Origin of the sequence: Streptomyces monashensis (assembly GCF_001866665.1) — a bacterium.
Classification (GTDB): Bacteria; Actinomycetota; Actinomycetes; order Streptomycetales; family Streptomycetaceae; genus Streptomyces; species Streptomyces monashensis.
Genome location: NZ_MLYO01000012.1, coordinates 180058 through 196665, shown reverse-complemented (window position 1 = coordinate 196665; position 16608 = coordinate 180058). Strand labels below are relative to the sequence as shown.

Below are 16608 nucleotides of genomic sequence, written 5' to 3'. Positions count from 1 at the left end.
CTGCAACGTTGCTTTTACCTTCAGGTGTGAGCGCACCCCCCGTATGCGCCACTTGACTTGACAGGGCTCGCCCCCCACCCCGGCAGCGTTGCCGTGGCCCGAGGAGATACACGTGACCAGCACAGCGCAGGCACCTCAGTCAGGAGCCGGAACGGCTCATCCCGAACATCTCGGGCACGTCATCTTCATCGCGGCGGCCGCCGCCATGGGCGGTTTCCTCTTCGGCTACGACAGCTCCGTGATCAACGGCGCCGTCGAGGCCATCCGCACCAAGTACGACATCGGCTCCGCGGCCCTCGCCCAGGTCATCGCGATCGCCCTGATCGGCTGTGCCATCGGCGCCGCCACGGCCGGCCGCATAGCCGACCGCATCGGCCGGATCCGCTGCATGCAGATCGCCGCCGTCCTCTTCACCATCAGCGCCGTCGGCTCCGCGCTGCCCTTCGCGCTGTGGGACCTCGCCTTCTGGCGCATCATCGGCGGCTTCGCCATCGGCATGGCCTCCGTCATCGGCCCCGCCTACATCGCCGAGGTCGCGCCGCCTGCCTACCGCGGCCGGCTCGGCTCCTTCCAGCAGGCCGCGATCGTCGTCGGCATCGCCATCTCCCAGCTGGTCAACTGGGGCCTGCTGAACGCCGCCGGCGGCAACCAGCGCGGTCACCTGATGGGCCTGGAGGCCTGGCAGGTCATGCTCGGCGTCATGGTCGTCCCGGCCGTCCTGTACGGCCTGCTCTCCTTCGCGATCCCCGAGTCCCCGCGCTTCCTGCTCTCCGTCGGCAAGCGTGAGCGCGCCAAGGAGATCCTCGCCGAGGTCGAGGGCGAGCGCGCCGACCTGGACGCCCGCGTCGCCGAGATCGAGCACGCGATGAGGAGCGAGCACAAGTCCACCTTCAAGGACCTGCTCGGCGGCGGCTTCTTCTTCAAGCCGATCGTCTGGATCGGTATCGGCCTGTCGGTCTTCCAGCAGTTCGTCGGCATCAACGTCGCGTTCTACTACTCCTCGACGCTGTGGCAGTCGGTCGGCATCGACCCGACGGACTCGTTCTTCTACTCCTTCACGACGTCGATCATCAACATCATCGGCACTGTGATCGCGATGATCTTCGTGGACCGCGTCGGCCGCAAGCCGCTCGCCCTCATCGGCTCGGTCGGCATGGTCGTCGGTCTGGCGCTGGAGGCCTGGGCGTTCAGCCACCACCTGGTCGACGGCAAGCTGCCCGCCGCGCAGGGCTGGACCGCCCTGATCGCCGCGCACGTCTTCGTCCTCTTCTTCGCCCTCTCGTGGGGCGTGGTGGTCTGGGTCTTCCTCGGCGAGATGTTCCCGAACAAGATCCGCGCCGCCGCCCTGGGCGTCGCCGCCTCCGCGCAGTGGATCGCCAACTGGGCCATCACCGCGAGCTTCCCGTCGCTGGCCGACTGGAACCTGTCCGGCACCTACATCATCTACACGGTCTTCGCCGCGCTCTCCATCCCGTTCGTCCTGAAGTTCGTGAAGGAGACGAAGGGCAAGGCGCTGGAGGAGATGGGCTGACCCTCCCCGAGGAGGCCCACCGAGACCGAGGAGAAGGGGCCAAGTCCCCGCTGCCCCTCTCCTCGTACCATCCGCCGCCCCCGCTCCGGCCACTGCCTGGAGCGGGGGCGGCGGTGTCGTGACGTCGTGACGACGAGGTCAGGCACCGAGTGCGGGCAGCACCCGCTCCGCGAACAGGGTGAGGCTGCGCCACCCCTCCTCCACCGGCATCCCGCCCGCCAGCGGATGCAGGACCAGGTTGTCCAGCTCCTGCGCCACGCACTGCTCCGGCGTGAGGATCCGGTACACGCCCTCCGCGCGCAGTTCCGCCACCGTCGTGGCCGCCGACTTCACCGCCGAGCGGATCTGTCCCGACTGCCAGGAGGCGTACGTGCGCGCCTCGTGCAGGAAGTGCTCGCCGTACACGGCCCAGGCCCGGTCCGGGTCCTCGGCGACGTGCAGCAGCGGCGTCTGCGGTGCGGGCATCATGACCCACCCCTCGGTGCCGTACTCGGTGAGCCGCTCCTTGTAGTACGCCTCCAGCTCGGGCAGATGCGCGCTCGGGAAGAACGGCAGGCCGAGCCGGGCGGCCCGGCGGGCGGCCGCCTTCGAGGAGCCGCCGACCAGCAGCAGCGGGTGCGGCGCGGTGAACGGGCGCGGGGTGAGACGTACGGTACGGCCCCGGTACGTGAACTCCTCGCCGGACCACGCCGCCAGCAGCGTCTCCAGCAGTTCGTCCTGGAGCCGGCCCCGGCGCGTCCAGTCCACGTCGAACAGGGCGTACTCCTCGGGGCGGTAGCCGATGCCGGCCACCGTCACGAGCCGCCCGCCGCTCAGCAGGTCCAGTACGGCGATCTCCTCGGCCAGCCGCAGCGGGTCGTGCAGCGGGCCGATCACCGCCGACACCGTCACCGCGATGTTCCGGGTCGCCCCGAACACCGCGCCGGCGAAGGCGAACGGCGACGGCAGCCAGTTGTTCCCGGCGCCGTGGTGCTCCTCGGTCTGCACGGTGGCGATGCCGTGCTCGTCGGCGTACGCGGCCATCTCCAGGGCGGCCCGGTAGCGGGCGGAGAGGGCGGCGGGTGTGGCGCCCGGGGCGACGAGGTTGAATCGGACGACCGTGACGGGCATGGCAAGTCCCCCTCCGGTACGGCTCGGTGGAGGGGGACGGTAGCTGACATAGCGTCAGATGGCCATGGCGGGGCGGGAGATACGCCGGCGAGCGCGGCCCTCCACAAGAGCGGCCGGCCGCGCCGAGACGCCTCAGGCGTCGACGGTCACGGGCTCCCCGGCCGGTTCGGCGGCCGGGGCCGGCCGGGTCGCCGCCGGCTTCGGCAGGACCAGGTACAGCAGGCCGGAGATCACGATCGTGGCGACCCAGCCGAGGCCGTACTCGCCGATGACGTTGTTCTTCGCGAGCGGGCCGGTGAACCAGTCCGACGTCGTGAACATCAGGCCCGAGACCAGGCCGATCGCCCAGGCGGCCACGGCCGCGGGGGAGAAGCCGCCCTTGTACCAGTAGGCGCTGGTGCGGGTGGTGTCGGCCATCGCCGCGCCGTCGTACTCGGTGCGGCGCAGCATGTCCGCGCCGAACACGCCGACCCACGCGGAGAAGGCGACCGCCAGCAGCGAGAGGAAGGCGATGAACGAGCCCATGAAGCTCGTCGCCACCAGCATCAGCACACCGCCGAAGATCAGCGAGATCACGGCGTTGACGGAGACCGCCCAGTGGCGCGGCACCTTGAAGCCGAGGGTCTGCGCGGTGAAGCCCGCGGAGTACATCGACATCGAGTTGATCAGCAGCATGCCGATCAGTGAGATGCACAGGTAGGGCACCGCGATCCAGGTCGGCAGGATCTCGCCGAGGAAGGACACCGGGTCGATCGCCGAGGCCAGGTCCGGCGTGGAGACCGCCATCACCGCGCCCATCAGGACCATGGGGAGGACGACGACACCGGCGCCGCCCACCGCCGTACCGACGATCGCCTTGGAGGACGCCGTGCGCGGCAGGTAGCGGGTGAAGTCCGGGGCGGTCGGGATCCAGCTGACACCGCCGGCCGCGATCATGCCGACACCGGTGATCACCGCGGCCGTCGAACCGCCGCCGTGGTGCATCACCTTCGACCAGTCGGTGTTCGCCACCAGGTAGGCCAGGACGAGCACCGAGAAGACGCCGAAGAAATACGTCGCGTACTTGTTGCACTTCTGCACGGCGTTGATGCCGAGCCCGGAGATCGCGAAGGTCGCCACGACGAACGCCAGCAGCATCACCACGTCCAGGACGCTGTTCGCCTTCAGGCCGAACACGATGTCCAGGATGGTGAGCATCGCGTAGGCGCCGGTGACCGCGTTGATCGTCTCCCAGCCCCAGCGCGCGACCCAGATCAGCGAGCCGGGCAGCAGATTGCCGCGCTGGCCGAAGACCGCCCGCGACAGCGCCATGCCGGGCGCGCCGCCCCGCTTGCCCGCGATGCCGATCAGCCCGACGAGGCCGTACGACACGACCGGCGCGGCCGCCGCGACCACGAGCGCCTGCCAGATGTTCAGGTGGTACGCGACGACCAGGCTCGCGCCCATCGTCAGCAGCAGCACGCTGATGTTGGCGCCGACCCAGGTCGGGAACAGCTCACGGGTCTTCGCGGTGCGCTCGTGATCCGGGACCTGCTCGATCCCGCGGGTCTCGAGAGCGCCTTCGGTCTCGACGGTTTTGCTCATGAAAAGGGGCCTGCCGTGGGGGGAAGGGGGACGGTCGGGACTCTACGCGCGTCAACAGAGTCGCCACCATCGTACTTTGCTCCCACTCCTCGCCGTTAGTGGCCTTTGTCTCTCAGAGGAAGCCACAAACCGGCTCCCGTCGCGCCCCATGGCCGATACTGGACGGGTTATGGAAACCGTCATCCTTGCTGTAGTCATCGCCGTGGTCGTGATCGGCGCGCTCGGCGGGCTGATCGTGGGCACCCGGCGCCGGAAGCCGCTGCCTCCGCCACCCCCGAAGACGCCCGACATCACCGCGCCCCCGGCCGAGCCGCACGTCGGCGACGAGGCCGAGACACCGCGCGACGAACCGCGCCGGACGATCGAGGAGGTGGATCTCCCCGGCGGCGCCGCACCGGTCGCCGTGGAGGAGCCTCCCGCCGCCGAGCCCGCTCTCGAAGAGGCTCCGGAGATCGAGATCCCGGAGCCCACCGCAGGCCGGCTGGTCCGCCTGCGCGCCCGCCTGTCCCGCTCCCAGAACGCCCTCGGCAAGGGCCTGCTCACGCTCCTGTCGCGCGAGCACCTCGACGACGACACCTGGGAGGAGATCGAGGACACGCTGCTCACCGCCGACGTCGGTGTGCAGCCCACCCAGGAGCTGGTCGAGGGCCTGCGCGAGCGCGTCAAGGTGCTCGGCACCCGCACCCCCGAGGAGCTGCGCGGCCTGCTGCGCGAGGAGCTGCTCAAGCTGGTCGGCACCGACGTCGACCGCACGGTGAGGACCGAGCCCGACGACCGCAGGCCCGGCATCGTGATGGTCGTCGGCGTCAACGGCACCGGCAAGACCACCACCACCGGCAAGCTCGCGCGCGTGCTCGTCGCCGACGGCCGCACCGTGGTGCTCGGCGCCGCCGACACCTTCCGCGCAGCCGCCGCCGACCAGCTCCAGACCTGGGGCGAGCGCGTCGGCGCCCACACCGTGCGCGGCCCCGAGGCCGGCGACCCGGCGTCCGTGGCCTTCGACGCGGTCAAGGAGGGCAAGGAGATGGGGGTCGACGTCGTCCTCATCGATACCGCCGGCCGCCTGCACACCAAGACCGGCCTCATGGACGAGCTCGGCAAGGTCAAGCGGGTCGTGGAGAAGCACGCGCCGCTGGACGAGGTGCTGCTCGTCCTCGACGCCACCACCGGCCAGAACGGCCTGGTCCAGGCCCGCGTCTTCGCCGAGGTCGTGGACATCACCGGCATCGTGCTGACCAAGCTCGACGGCACCGCCAAGGGCGGCATCGTCGTCGCGGTCCAGCGCGAGCTGGGCGTGCCGGTCAAGCTCGTCGGCCTCGGCGAGGGCGCGGACGACCTGGCGCCGTTCGAGCCGGAGGCGTTCGTGGACGCGCTGATCGGCGAGTAACTCCCTGTGGATCAGCCTTCACCCACGGACCGCAGCCGATAATCGAGGAACCGCGACGGCGATCGACCACGTCCGCGAGAGCGGCGCCGGTTCAGGCGCAAAAGGAAGTGCCCGGCCCCAAGGTGCAGTTGGGGACGGGCACTTCGCCTTTGCGCGCGGGAGCCGTCAGGCCCGCGCCCGCGACCGGTGTGCCACATAGGCCAACGTGCCCAGCACCAGCCGGGCCGCCGGAGGTGCCGTCGCCGAGTCCAGCGCCGGCGGGCGCAGCCAGCGCACCGGGCCCAGGCCGCCCCGGTCGGAGGGCGGCGCCGTGACGTACGCGCCGGGGCCGAGGCCGCTCAGGTCCAGGGCCGAGGCGTCGTCCCAGCCCAGGCGGTAGAGCAGCCGGGGCAGTTCGGCGGCGGAGCCGGGCGCGACGAAGAAGTGCGCGCGGCCGTCCGGGGTCGCGGCCACCGGGCCGAGGGGGAGCCCCATCCGCTCCAGGCGCACCAGGGCGCGCCGGCCGGCCGCCTCGGAGACCTCGACGACGTCGAACGCCTGGCCCACCGGCAGCATCACCGCGGCGCCCGGGAACTCCGACCAGGTCTTGCTCACCTCGTCCAGCGTCGCCCCGGCCGGCACCTGGGGCGCGAAGTCCAGCGGATGGGCCCCCGGCGCCGGGCAGTCGGCGCGCCCGCACGAACAGGCGCCCGCCGCGGCCCGCGCGCCCGGCACCACGTCCCAGCCCCACAGCCCGGTGAACTCGGCGACGGCCGTGCACTCCGAGGACCGGCCGCGCCGACGCGTGCCGGAGCGGATCTCGCGGATGCCGCCGATCGTGAAGCCCATGCCCCCTCCAACGGGTCCAGCGCGCCGGTGGTTACGACACGGAACGGGACGAAAGCGGAACGTGACGCTACGGCTCCGCCTTCCCGGGCCGGCCGTCGATCAAGCGCGGGGGCAAGGCGGCGCCTGGAAGCGCTCGGGGTGGCACACCGGGTTGCCTGCGCCCCCGAGTGCCTCACTCCGCCCACTTCCGATCGTCCTATGTCAAGTGAATCGCGTTCCGGGGAACGTGAGTTCATTCGAAGGGGTGGCGAATGGTGGCGTTTCCCGGATCGCCATGGCTGGACGGGTGATCGTAGGATTACTGTGAGTGTGCGAGTCCTGGGGGCATATGCGTCCATGGGTATGCCGGAGGCGAGTCGTCATCCCGTTCGAAGGGTGAGAACCGGCGGACGGGAGGCCGTATTTACCGGCATTCTGATAGGGCTTGGCGTACGCGGCGACAAGTGGTCTCAGGAATGGGGGCGTTCCAGTGAGCGGCAACGGCGGTAGCGGGACGAACGCTGACAAGCACCCCAACGAGCTGCTCGGCTCGTGGTTCGTGCGCAGCGGCTGGTCCAAGGGCGAGCTGGCCCGCCAGGTGAACCGCCGGGCGCGCCAGCTGGGCGCCAACCACATCTCCACCGACACCTCGCGTGTACGGCGCTGGCTGGACGGCGAGAACCCGCGCGAACCGATCCCGCGCATCCTCTCGGAGCTCTTCTCGGAGCGCTTCGGCTGCGTGGTCTCCATCGAGGACCTCGGCCTGCGCGCGGCCCGCCAGTCACCCTCCGCGACCGGCGTCGACCTGCCCTGGACCGGACCGCAGACCGTCGCCCTGCTCAGTGAGTTCTCGCGCAGCGACCTGATGCTCGCCCGGCGCGGCTTCCTCGGCACCTCCCTCGCCCTGTCCGCCGGTCCCTCCCTGATCGAGCCGATGCAGCGCTGGCTCGTGCCGAGCCCGGCCTCCCCGGGCCGCCCCGAGTCCCGGCCCGCCCTCGACCCGCGCCGCCCCGGCCGCCTGTCCCGGCCCGAGCTGGACCTGCTGGAGTCCACCACCAGGATGTTCCGCCAGTGGGACGCCCAGTGCGGCGGCGGCCTGCGCCGCAAGGCGGTCGTCGGGCAGCTGCACGAGGTCACCGACCTGCTCCAGGAACCCCAGCCCGAGGCGACCACCCGCATCCTGTTCAAGGTCGCCGCCGAACTGGCCGAGCTGGCGGGCTGGATGTCGTACGACGTCGGCCTCCAGCCCACCGCGCAGAAGTACTTCGTGCTGGCCCTGCACGCCGCGAAGGAGGCCGGTGACAAGCCCCTGGGGTCGTACATCCTCTCCAGCATGAGCCGCCAGATGATCCACCTGGGCCGGCCCGACGACGCCCTGGAGCTGATCCACCTCGCCCAGTACGGCAGCCGCGACTGCGCGAGCCCGCGCACCCAGTCGATGCTGTATGCGATGGAGGCCCGCGCGTACGCGAACATGGGCCAGCCCGGCAAGACCAAGCGCGCGGTCCGCATGGCCGAGGACACCTTCGCCGAGGCCGACGAGTGGGACGAGCCGGACCCCGACTGGATCCGCTTCTTCTCCGAGGCCGAGCTGTACGGCGAGAACTCCCACTCCTACCGCGACCTCGCCTACGTCGCCGGGCGCAGTCCCACCTACGCCTCCCTCGCCGAGCCGCTGATGCGGCGGGCGGTGGAGCTGTTCGCCGACGATCCGGAGCACCAGCGGTCGTATGCGCTGAACCTGATCGGCAAGGCCACCGTGCACCTGCTCCAGCGCGAGCCCGAGCGGGGCACGCAGTACGCCTCCCGGGCCATGGAGATCGCCAAGAAGGTCCGCTCCGAGCGCGTGAACACTCGTATCCGAAAGACGGTCGACACCGCCGCGCGGGACTACGGCGACCTCGCCGTCGTCGTCGGCCTCACCGACCAGCTCGCCGTGGACCTACCCGAGACCGCCGAGGCCGTCTGACCGACCCCGGCATGCCAAGCCCCGGCCGCGGCCGGGCCTCCCGAACCGCTCGACTCGGCTCCCCCATGCCAGGTCATCGAGAGGCCCGCCGCGGCCGGCCCGTCTCCCTCCCGGAGATCCGGCCGTTCATCCACGCGTAACACGCACGGCGTCTTCGTCACCCCGGCGAAACAACGAGGGGCCTCCACCGAAACCGCGCTGCGTCAATCTCATGGCGCATAACCGGCCCACCCCTCACCCGACCGGACCGCCCAGGCCCGGTACCGCCCGCACGGGGCCGTAGAAACCGACGAGGAGACGCCGATGGCCCCAGCCATCACGCTTGCCGCGGAGGCACCCAAGCTGTCGTCCGCGAACACAGGCTTCATGCTCATTGCTTCCGCCCTGGTGCTGATCATGACCCCTGGCCTGGCCTTCTTCTACGGAGGCATGGTCCGGGTCAAGAGCACCCTCAACATGCTGATGATGAGCTTCATCGCCATGGGGATCATCACCATCCTCTGGACGCTCTACGGCTTCTCCCTCGCCTTCGGCACGCACAACGGCCTCATCGGCTGGAACTCGAACTGGTTCGGACTCAGCCACATCGGCCTGACCGAGCTGTGGCCCGGATACACCATTCCGATCTTCGTGTTCATGGTCTTCCAGATGATGTTCGCCATCATCACCCCGGCCCTGATCAGCGGCGCCCTCGCCGACCGCGTGAAGTTCTCGGCCTGGTGCCTGTTCATCGCCCTGTGGGCCACGATCGTCTACGTTCCGGTCGCCCACTGGGTCTGGGGCGCCGACGGCTGGGCCTTCAAGCTCGGCGTGATCGACTTCGCGGGCGGTACGGCGGTCCACATCAACGCGGGTGCGGCGGCGCTCGGTGTCATCCTCGTCATCGGCAAGCGCGTCGGCTTCAAGAAGGACCCGATGCGCCCGCACAGCCTCCCGCTGGTCATGCTCGGCGCGGGTCTGCTCTGGTTCGGCTGGTTCGGCTTCAACGCGGGCTCCTGGCTCGGCAACGACGACGGCGTCGGCGCGCTGATGTTCGTCAACACGCAGGTCGCGACCGGCGCCGCCATGCTGGCCTGGCTCGCCTACGAGAAGATCCGGCACGGCGCGTTCACCACCCTCGGTGCCGCCTCCGGCGCGGTCGCCGGTCTGGTCGCGATCACCCCGTCCGGCGGTGCGGTCTCCCCGCTCGGCGCGATCGCCGTCGGCGCCATCGCCGGTGTCGCCTGCGCCGCGGCCGTGGGCCTGAAGTTCAAGTTCGGCTACGACGACTCCCTCGACGTCGTCGGCGTCCACATGGTCGGCGGCATCCTCGGCTCCCTGCTGATCGGCTTCTTCGCCACCGGCAAGGGCCAGTCCACCGCCACCGGCGTCTTCTACGGCGACCACTCCTGGACCCAGCTGTGGAAGCAGTGCGCGGGTGTCGGCGCTGTCCTCGGCTACTCGCTGGTCGTCTCTGCGGTCCTCGCCTTCCTGCTCGACAAGACGATCGGTATGCGGGTCACCGAGGACGAGGAAGTCGCGGGCATCGACCAGGCCGAACACGCCGAGAGCGCCTACGACTTCAGCGGCACCGGCGGCGGTGTCCTCGGCTCCGCCGCCCACGCCCCGGCCCTGGCCTCCGCCCAGACCAAGAAGGTGGACGCATGAAGCTCATCACCGCCGTCGTCAAGCCGCACCGGCTGGACGAGATCAAGGAAGCGCTTCAGGCGTTCGGCGTCCACGGCCTGACGGTCACCGAGGCCAGCGGTTACGGTCGGCAGCGGGGCCACACCGAGGTCTACCGGGGTGCCGAGTACACCGTCGACCTCGTCCCGAAGATCCGCATCGAGGTGCTGGCCGAGGACGACGACGCCGAGCAGCTGATCGAGGTCATCGTGAAGGCGGCCCGCACCGGAAAGATCGGTGACGGCAAGGTCTGGGCCCTGCCGGTCGACACGGCCGTACGGGTCCGCACCGGCGAGCGCGGCCCCGACGCGCTCTGACCAGCATCTGTGAGAACGGGAGTCGCCGGGTGACGGGAACGGACGAGCGGATGGCAACAGAGGACTCGGGACCCGGCGGCTACGCGGCGGCCCGGCTGCGCCTCCTCACCGAGGGGGCGCGGTCCGGGCCGCCGCGCCGTGCCGCCCTCGCGGAGCTGACCGACGACTGGCTCCGCGGACTGTTCGGCGTGGCGACAGCGGGGCTCACGGGGGTCTCGCTGGTCGCCGTCGGCGGCTACGGCCGCGGCGAGCTGTCCCCGCGCAGCGACCTGGACCTGCTCCTGCTGCACGACGGCGGTGACACCAAGGAGGTCGCGGCGCTGGCCGACCGCCTCTGGTACCCCGTCTGGGACCTCGGCCTCGCCCTCGACCACTCCGTGCGCACCCCGGCGGAGGCCCGCAGGACCGCCGGGGACGACCTGAAGGTCCACCTCGGCCTCCTGGACGCCCGCCACCTGGCCGGTGACGCCGGCCTCACCGCCGCACTGCGCACGGCCGTCCTCACCGACTGGCGCAACCAGGCGCCCAAACGCCTGCCCGAACTCCAGGAGCTGTGTGCCGCACGCGCCGAGCGGCAGGGCGAGCTGCAGTACCTGCTGGAGCCCGACCTGAAGGAGGCGCACGGCGGCCTGCGCGACGCCACCGCCCTGCGCGCCGTCGCCGCCTCCTGGCTCGCCGACGCCCCGCGCGAGGGCCTCGCCGACGCACGCCGGCGCCTGCTCGACGTCCGCGACGCCCTGCACCTGGCGACGGGCCGCGCCACCGACCGCCTCTCCCTCCAGGAGCAGGACCAGGTGGCCGCCGAGCTGGACCTGCTGGACGCGGACACCCTGCTGCGGCAGGTGTACGAGGCCGCGCGCGTGATCGCCTACGCCAGTGACGTCACCTGGCGCGAGGTGGGGCGCGTGCTGCGTTCGCGCGCCGTGCGGCCGCGCCTGCGCGCCATGTTGGGCGGCAACAAGCCGGTCACCGAGCGTTCCCCGCTCGCCGAGGGCGTGGTGGAGCAGGACGGCGAGGTGGTGCTCGCCCGCGCCGCGCGCCCCGAGCGCGACCCCGTGCTGCCGCTGCGCGCCGCGGCCGCCGCCGCGCAGGCCGGTCTCCCGCTCTCCCTGCACGCCGTCCGGCGGATGGCGGCGACCACCCGCCCCCTGCCTACGCCCTGGCCCGCCGAGGCCCGGGAGCAGCTGGTCACCCTGCTCGGCTCCGGCCGCCCGACCGTCGAGGTCTGGGAGGCGCTGGAGGCGGAGGGCCTGATCAGCCGGCTGCTGCCGGACTGGGAGCGGGTCCGCTGCCGCCCCCAGCGCAACGCCGTCCACCTCTGGACCGTCGACCGGCACCTCATCGAGACGGCCGTCCGCGCCTCCGAACTCACCCGCCGCGTCAGCCGCCCCGACCTGCTCCTGGTCGCCGCCCTGCTGCACGACATCGGCAAGGGCTGGCCCGGCGACCACTCGGTGGCCGGCGAGATCATCGCCAAGGACGTGGCCGTCCGGATCGGCTTCGACCGCGCGGACGTGACGGTGCTGTCCTCGCTGGTCCGCCACCACCTCCTGCTGATCGAGACGGCCACGCGCCGCGACCTGGACGACCCGGCCACGGTCCGCTCGGTCGCCGAGGCGGTCGGCACCCAGAGCACCCTGGAACTGCTGCACGCGCTGACGGAGGCCGACGCCCTCGCCACCGGCCCGGCCGCCTGGTCCTCCTGGCGCGGCTCCCTCGTCGCCGACCTCGTCCGGCGGGTCTCGGCCGTCCTCGCCGGGGACGCCCCGGACGAGCCCGAGCCGACCGCCGCGCCCACCGCCGAACAGGAGCGGCTGGCGATCGAGGCGTTCCGCACCGGCGGCCCGGTGCTCGCCCTGCGCGCCCAGACGGAACCGGTCACCGGGGCGGAGTCCGCCCAGGAACCCCTCGGCGTCGAGCTGCTCATCGCCGTACCCGACCAGCCCGCCGTGCTCCCCGCCGTCGCCGGGGTCCTCGCCGTGCACCGGCTGACCGTGCGCACCGCCGAGCTGCGCGCCCTGAGCCTGCCCGACGACGTCGAGGACAGCTCGGTCCTGCTGCTCAACTGGCGGGTCGCCGCCGAGTACGGCTCCCTGCCCCAGGCCGCCCGGCTGCGCGCCGACCTCGTGCGCGCCCTCGACGGCTCGCTGGACATCGCCGGCCGGCTCGCCGAACGGGACGCGGCCTACCCCCGCAGACGCGGCTGGATCGCCCCGCCGCCCCGCGTCACGGTGGCCCCGGCCGCCTCCCACCACGCCACGGTGATCGAGGTCCGCGCCCAGGACGCCCCCGGCCTGCTGCACCGCATCGGCATGGCGCTGGAGAAGGCGGGCGTACGGGTGCGCAGCATGCACGTCAGCACGCTGGGCTCCAACGCCGTCGACGCCTTCTACGTCACGACGGGCACGGGGGCACAGCTCCCGGCGCAGGACGCGGCATCGCTGGCGCGGGTGCTGGAGGAGACGCTGCGGGCGTGACCGTGTGGTCGTCGCGGTCGCTGACACGGCGTGGTCTCTGCGTACACGGAGGTGACCCGGGACGGCTCTCCGAGGCCGACACGGACGCCATGTGATCCCCGCGGCTGCGGGGGAGTGCCCCGCTCGCCGGATGCGACGGGCGGGGACCGTTGTCCTGTCCGGCCAGATACTCTGGAAGACGCTCAGACTGCCCCCGACCCCGAGGACCGACGCCGCCGTGTTCGACACTCTCTCCGATCGCCTGTCAGCGACTTTCAAGAATCTGCGCGGCAAGGGGCGCTTGAGCGAGGCGGACATCGACGCCACCGCGCGCGAGATCCGCATCGCGCTCCTCGAGGCCGACGTCGCCCTGCCGGTCGTCCGCACGTTCATCAAGAACATCAAGGAGCGGGCCCTCGGCGCCGAGGTCTCCAGGGCGCTGAACCCCGCCCAGCAGGTCCTGAAGATCGTCAACGACGAGCTGGTCACGATCCTCGGCGGCGAGACCCGCCGGCTGCGCTTCGCCAAGCAGCCGCCCACCGTGATCATGCTCGCCGGCCTCCAGGGTGCCGGTAAGACCACCCTCGCGGGCAAGCTCGGCCGCTGGCTGAAGGAGCAGGGCCACTCGCCGCTGCTGGTCGCCGCCGACCTCCAGCGCCCGAACGCCGTGAACCAGCTGAGCGTCGTCGCCGAGCGCGCCGGTGTCGCCGTGTACGCCCCCGAGCCGGGCAACGGCGTCGGTGACCCGGTGAAGGTCGCCGAGGACTCCATCGAGTTCGCGAAGTCCAAGGTCCACGACATCGTGATCGTGGACACCGCCGGCCGCCTCGGCATCGACCAGGAGATGATGCAGCAGGCCGCGGACATCCGCGACGCCGTCTCCCCGGACGAGATCCTCTTCGTCGTCGACGCGATGATCGGTCAGGACGCGGTCAACACCGCCGAGGCCTTCCGCGACGGCGTCGGCTTCGACGGCGTGGTGCTCTCCAAGCTCGACGGTGACGCCCGCGGTGGTGCCGCCCTGTCGATCCGGCAGATCACCGGCAAGCCGATCATGTTCGCGTCGAACGGCGAGAAGCTGGACGACTTCGACGCGTTCCACCCGGACCGGATGGCCTCCCGCATCCTCGACATGGGTGACCTGCTCACCCTGATCGAGCAGGCGGAGAAGACCTTCAGCCAGGAAGAGGCCGCCAAGATGGCCTCGAAGCTGGCGTCCAAGAAGGGCCAGGACTTCACCCTGGACGACTTCCTGGCCCAGATGGAGCAGGTCCGGAAGATGGGCAGCATCAGCAAGCTGCTCGGCATGCTCCCGGGCATGGGCCAGATCAAGGACCAGATCCAGAACATCGACGAGCGGGACGTCGACCGCACCGCCGCGATCATCAAGTCGATGACCCCGGCCGAGCGCCAGGAGCCGACGATCATCAACGGCTCGCGCCGCGCCCGTATCGCCAAGGGTTCCGGTGTCGAGGTCAGCGCGGTGAAGAACCTGGTCGAGCGGTTCTTCGAGGCCCGCAAGATGATGTCGCGCATGGCGCAGGGCGGCGGCATGCCGGGTATGCCGGGGATCCCGGGCATGGGCGGCGGCCCCGGCAGGCAGAAGAAGCAGCAGAAGAAGGCCAAGGGCAAGCAGCGCTCCGGCAACCCGATGAAGCGCAAGCAGCAGGAGCTGGAGGAGGCCCAGCGCCGCGAGGCGGCGGCCCAGGGCGGCGCGTTCGGGGTGCCGCAGCAGGGCGGCCAGGAGTTCGAGCTGCCGGACGAGTTCAAGAAGTTCATGGGCTGAGTGCGCCCCTGTGCCCCTTGCTGGGCATGCCGGGGGTTGGTCGTTGTCGTACGGTCCGGATATGACCAACCCCGCCCCGCCGCGCAAGTCGCCCGACCAGCCCTGGCGTACCGAAGGTGCCCCGGAGGAGCCGCCGAAACAGCCGGGCGGGCCCCGGATGCGCGGCGGCTGGTGGCGTCTGATCCTCACCGCGCTGATCGTGTACCTGATCGCCAACCTGGTGCTGTCCTACTTCGACCAGGCCAACGAGCCGACGATCTCCTACACCGAGTTCAGCAAGCAGGTCAACGACGGCAATGTCGCCAAGATCTACGCCAAGGGCGACTCGATCCAGGGGCAGCTCAAGAAGGAGCGGAAGAACCCCGGCGGCGGCACGTACACCAAGTTCAACACCGAGCGGCCGTCCTTCGCGAACGACAGCCTCTGGTCGAACCTGACCAAGCACAACGTCACCGTCACGGCCCAGCCCGTCGTCCAGCACCGCAGCTTTCTCGCCAATCTGCTGATCTCCCTGGCGCCGATGCTCGTCATCGTCGCTCTGTGGATCTTCGTCGCCCGGCGGATGAGCGCGGGCCTCGGCGGCGCGGGCGGCATGCTGGGCCGCAAGGCACCGCCCAAGCCGGTCGAGCTGGTGCCGGGGGAGAAGCGCACGACCTTCGCCGACGTGGCTGGGATCGACGAGGTCGAGGGCGAGCTCAACGACGTCGTCGACTTCCTGAAGAACCCCGACGCCTACCGGCGCATGGGCGCCAAGATGCCCCGCGGTGTGCTGCTCGCGGGCCCGCCCGGTACCGGAAAGACACTGCTCGCGCGCGCGGTCGCGGGCGAGGCGGGCGTGCCGTTCTTCTCCGCGTCCGCGTCCGAGTTCATCGAGATGATCGTGGGCGTGGGCGCCTCGCGGGTGCGGGAGCTGTTCGCCGAGGCCCGCAAGGTCGCGCCGTCGATCATCTTCATCGACGAGATCGACACCATCGGCCGGGCCCGCGGCGGCGGCGCGTCCATGGGCGGGCACGACGAGCGCGAGCAGACGCTGAACCAGATCCTCACCGAGATGGACGGCTTCTCCGGCTCGGAGGGCGTCATCGTCATCGCGGCCACCAACCGCGCCGACATCCTCGACCCGGCCCTGACCCGCCCCGGCCGCTTCGACCGGGTCGTCCAGGTCTCGCCCCCGGACCGCGGCGGCCGCGAGGCCATCCTGGAGATCCACACCCGCGACATCCCGCTCGCCGAGAACGTCGACCTCGCCCACGTGGCCCGGACGACCCCGGGCATGACCGGCGCCGATCTGGCCAACGTCGCCAACGAGGCCGCCCTGCTCGCGGTGAAGCGCCAGCAGCAGGCCGTGACCCAGTCCGACCTGTCCGACGCGCTGGAGAAGGTCCAGCTCGGCGCGGAACGCCCGCTGGTGATGCCCGAGGAGGAGCGTCGGCGCACCGCCTACCACGAGAGCGGGCACGCCCTGCTCGGCATGCTCCAGCCGGGCGCCGACCCGGTCCGCAAGATCACCATCGTGCCGCGCGGCCGCGCCCTCGGCGTCACGCTCTCCACGCCGGACGCCGACAAGTACGCGTACACCGAGGAGTACCTGCGCGGCCGGATCATCGGCGCGCTCGGCGGCATGGCGGCCGAGCACGTCGTATACGACGTCGTCACCACCGGCTCCGAGAGCGACCTGGAGCAGGTCACCAACATCGCGCGCGGAATGGTGTCCCGCTGGGGCATGAGCGAGGAGGTCGGCCGGCTCTCCGCGCTGCCGAACGACGCCCAGCAGGCCTACGGGCTCGCCGCCGCACCGCAGACCCTGGACGTCATCGACGCCGAGATGCGCCGGATCGTGGACGAGTGCTACGAGGAGGCCTGCCGCAAACTCCGCGACCACCGCGGCCAGTTGGACGCCCTCGCGCAGGCGCTGCTGGCCAACGAGACGCTGGAGGAGGCGGACGCGTACCGCGTCGCGGGGATCACCCGCCTGACCAAGGACACCGACGCGTGA

At 71.3% G+C, this 16608-nt stretch carries 11 protein-coding genes; 8 read left to right on the top strand and 3 right to left on the bottom strand.

From position 1 onward, the window contains the following. Positions 1–112 precede the first annotated feature (112 nt). Positions 113–1531 (top strand): sugar porter family MFS transporter, encoded by a 1419-nt coding sequence (locus BIV23_RS05695; RefSeq protein WP_071379632.1) that lies wholly within the window; start codon positions 113–115, stop codon positions 1529–1531. A gap of 138 nt (positions 1532–1669) precedes the next feature. On the opposite strand, the gene BIV23_RS05690 is transcribed toward BIV23_RS05695, so the two are convergent. Beyond that, a complete protein-coding gene (locus BIV23_RS05690) occupies positions 1670–2641 on the bottom strand; it encodes an LLM class flavin-dependent oxidoreductase (protein WP_071379631.1) in 972 nt (323 codons plus the stop codon). Positions 2642–2773: 132 nt separating this feature from the next. Further along, positions 2774–4225 (bottom strand): cytosine permease, encoded by a 1452-nt coding sequence (locus BIV23_RS05685; protein WP_071379630.1) that lies wholly within the window; start codon positions 4223–4225, stop codon positions 2774–2776. 169 nt (positions 4226–4394) lie between these two features. On the opposite strand from BIV23_RS05685, the gene ftsY reads away from it, so the two are divergent. Next, complete coding sequence (gene ftsY, locus BIV23_RS05680) at positions 4395–5612, top strand: signal recognition particle-docking protein FtsY (protein WP_071379629.1); 1218 nt, start codon at positions 4395–4397, stop codon at positions 5610–5612. 165 nt (positions 5613–5777) lie between these two features. Here ftsY and BIV23_RS05675 read toward each other — a convergent pair whose 3' ends face one another. Further along, positions 5778–6440 (bottom strand): bifunctional DNA primase/polymerase, encoded by a 663-nt coding sequence (locus BIV23_RS05675; protein WP_071379628.1) that lies wholly within the window; start codon positions 6438–6440, stop codon positions 5778–5780. A 469-nt stretch (positions 6441–6909) separates the two neighbouring features. Between BIV23_RS05675 and nsdA the strand changes: the two genes are divergently transcribed. The 6 genes from nsdA (at position 6910) to ftsH (ending at position 16608) form a co-directional block, all read left to right on the top strand. After that, positions 6910–8388, top strand: a complete 1479-nt coding sequence (gene nsdA / locus BIV23_RS05670; RefSeq protein ID WP_071379627.1) for a transcriptional repressor NsdA — start codon at positions 6910–6912, stop codon at positions 8386–8388. A gap of 303 nt (positions 8389–8691) precedes the next feature. After that, complete coding sequence (locus BIV23_RS05665) at positions 8692–10035, top strand: ammonium transporter (RefSeq protein WP_071379626.1); 1344 nt, start codon at positions 8692–8694, stop codon at positions 10033–10035. Beyond that, positions 10032–10370, top strand: a complete 339-nt coding sequence (locus BIV23_RS05660; protein ID WP_071370669.1) for a P-II family nitrogen regulator — start codon at positions 10032–10034, stop codon at positions 10368–10370. The genes BIV23_RS05665 and BIV23_RS05660 overlap by 4 nt, the downstream gene beginning before the upstream one ends. Positions 10371–10399: 29 nt before the next feature. Further along, complete coding sequence (locus tag BIV23_RS05655; protein WP_071379625.1) at positions 10400–12847, top strand: [protein-PII] uridylyltransferase; 2448 nt, start codon at positions 10400–10402, stop codon at positions 12845–12847. Positions 12848–13064: 217 nt separating this feature from the next. Next, positions 13065–14612 carry a signal recognition particle protein gene (gene ffh, locus BIV23_RS05650; protein WP_071379771.1) on the top strand — a complete coding sequence of 516 codons (1548 nt, stop codon included), beginning with the start codon at positions 13065–13067 and terminating at the stop codon, positions 14610–14612. 61 nt (positions 14613–14673) lie between these two features. After that, positions 14674–16608, top strand: a complete 1935-nt coding sequence (gene ftsH / locus BIV23_RS05645) for an ATP-dependent zinc metalloprotease FtsH (RefSeq protein ID WP_079172972.1) — start codon at positions 14674–14676, stop codon at positions 16606–16608.

Excerpts from the sequence above, each read along its gene's own strand:
- BIV23_RS05690 (WP_071379631.1), bottom strand. The coding sequence starts at position 2,641 with ATGCCCGTCACGGTCGTCCGATTCAACCTCGTCGCCCCGGGCGCCACA.
- BIV23_RS05685 (WP_071379630.1), bottom strand. The coding sequence starts at position 4,225 with ATGAGCAAAACCGTCGAGACCGAAGGCGCTCTCGAGACCCGCGGGATC.
- ftsY (WP_071379629.1), top strand. The coding sequence starts at position 4,395 with ATGGAAACCGTCATCCTTGCTGTAGTCATCGCCGTGGTCGTGATCGGC.
- BIV23_RS05675 (WP_071379628.1), bottom strand. The coding sequence starts at position 6,440 with ATGGGCTTCACGATCGGCGGCATCCGCGAGATCCGCTCCGGCACGCGT.
- BIV23_RS05665 (WP_071379626.1), top strand. The coding sequence starts at position 8,692 with ATGGCCCCAGCCATCACGCTTGCCGCGGAGGCACCCAAGCTGTCGTCC.
- BIV23_RS05660 (WP_071370669.1), top strand. The coding sequence starts at position 10,032 with ATGAAGCTCATCACCGCCGTCGTCAAGCCGCACCGGCTGGACGAGATC.
- ftsH (WP_079172972.1), top strand. The coding sequence starts at position 14,674 with ATGACCAACCCCGCCCCGCCGCGCAAGTCGCCCGACCAGCCCTGGCGT.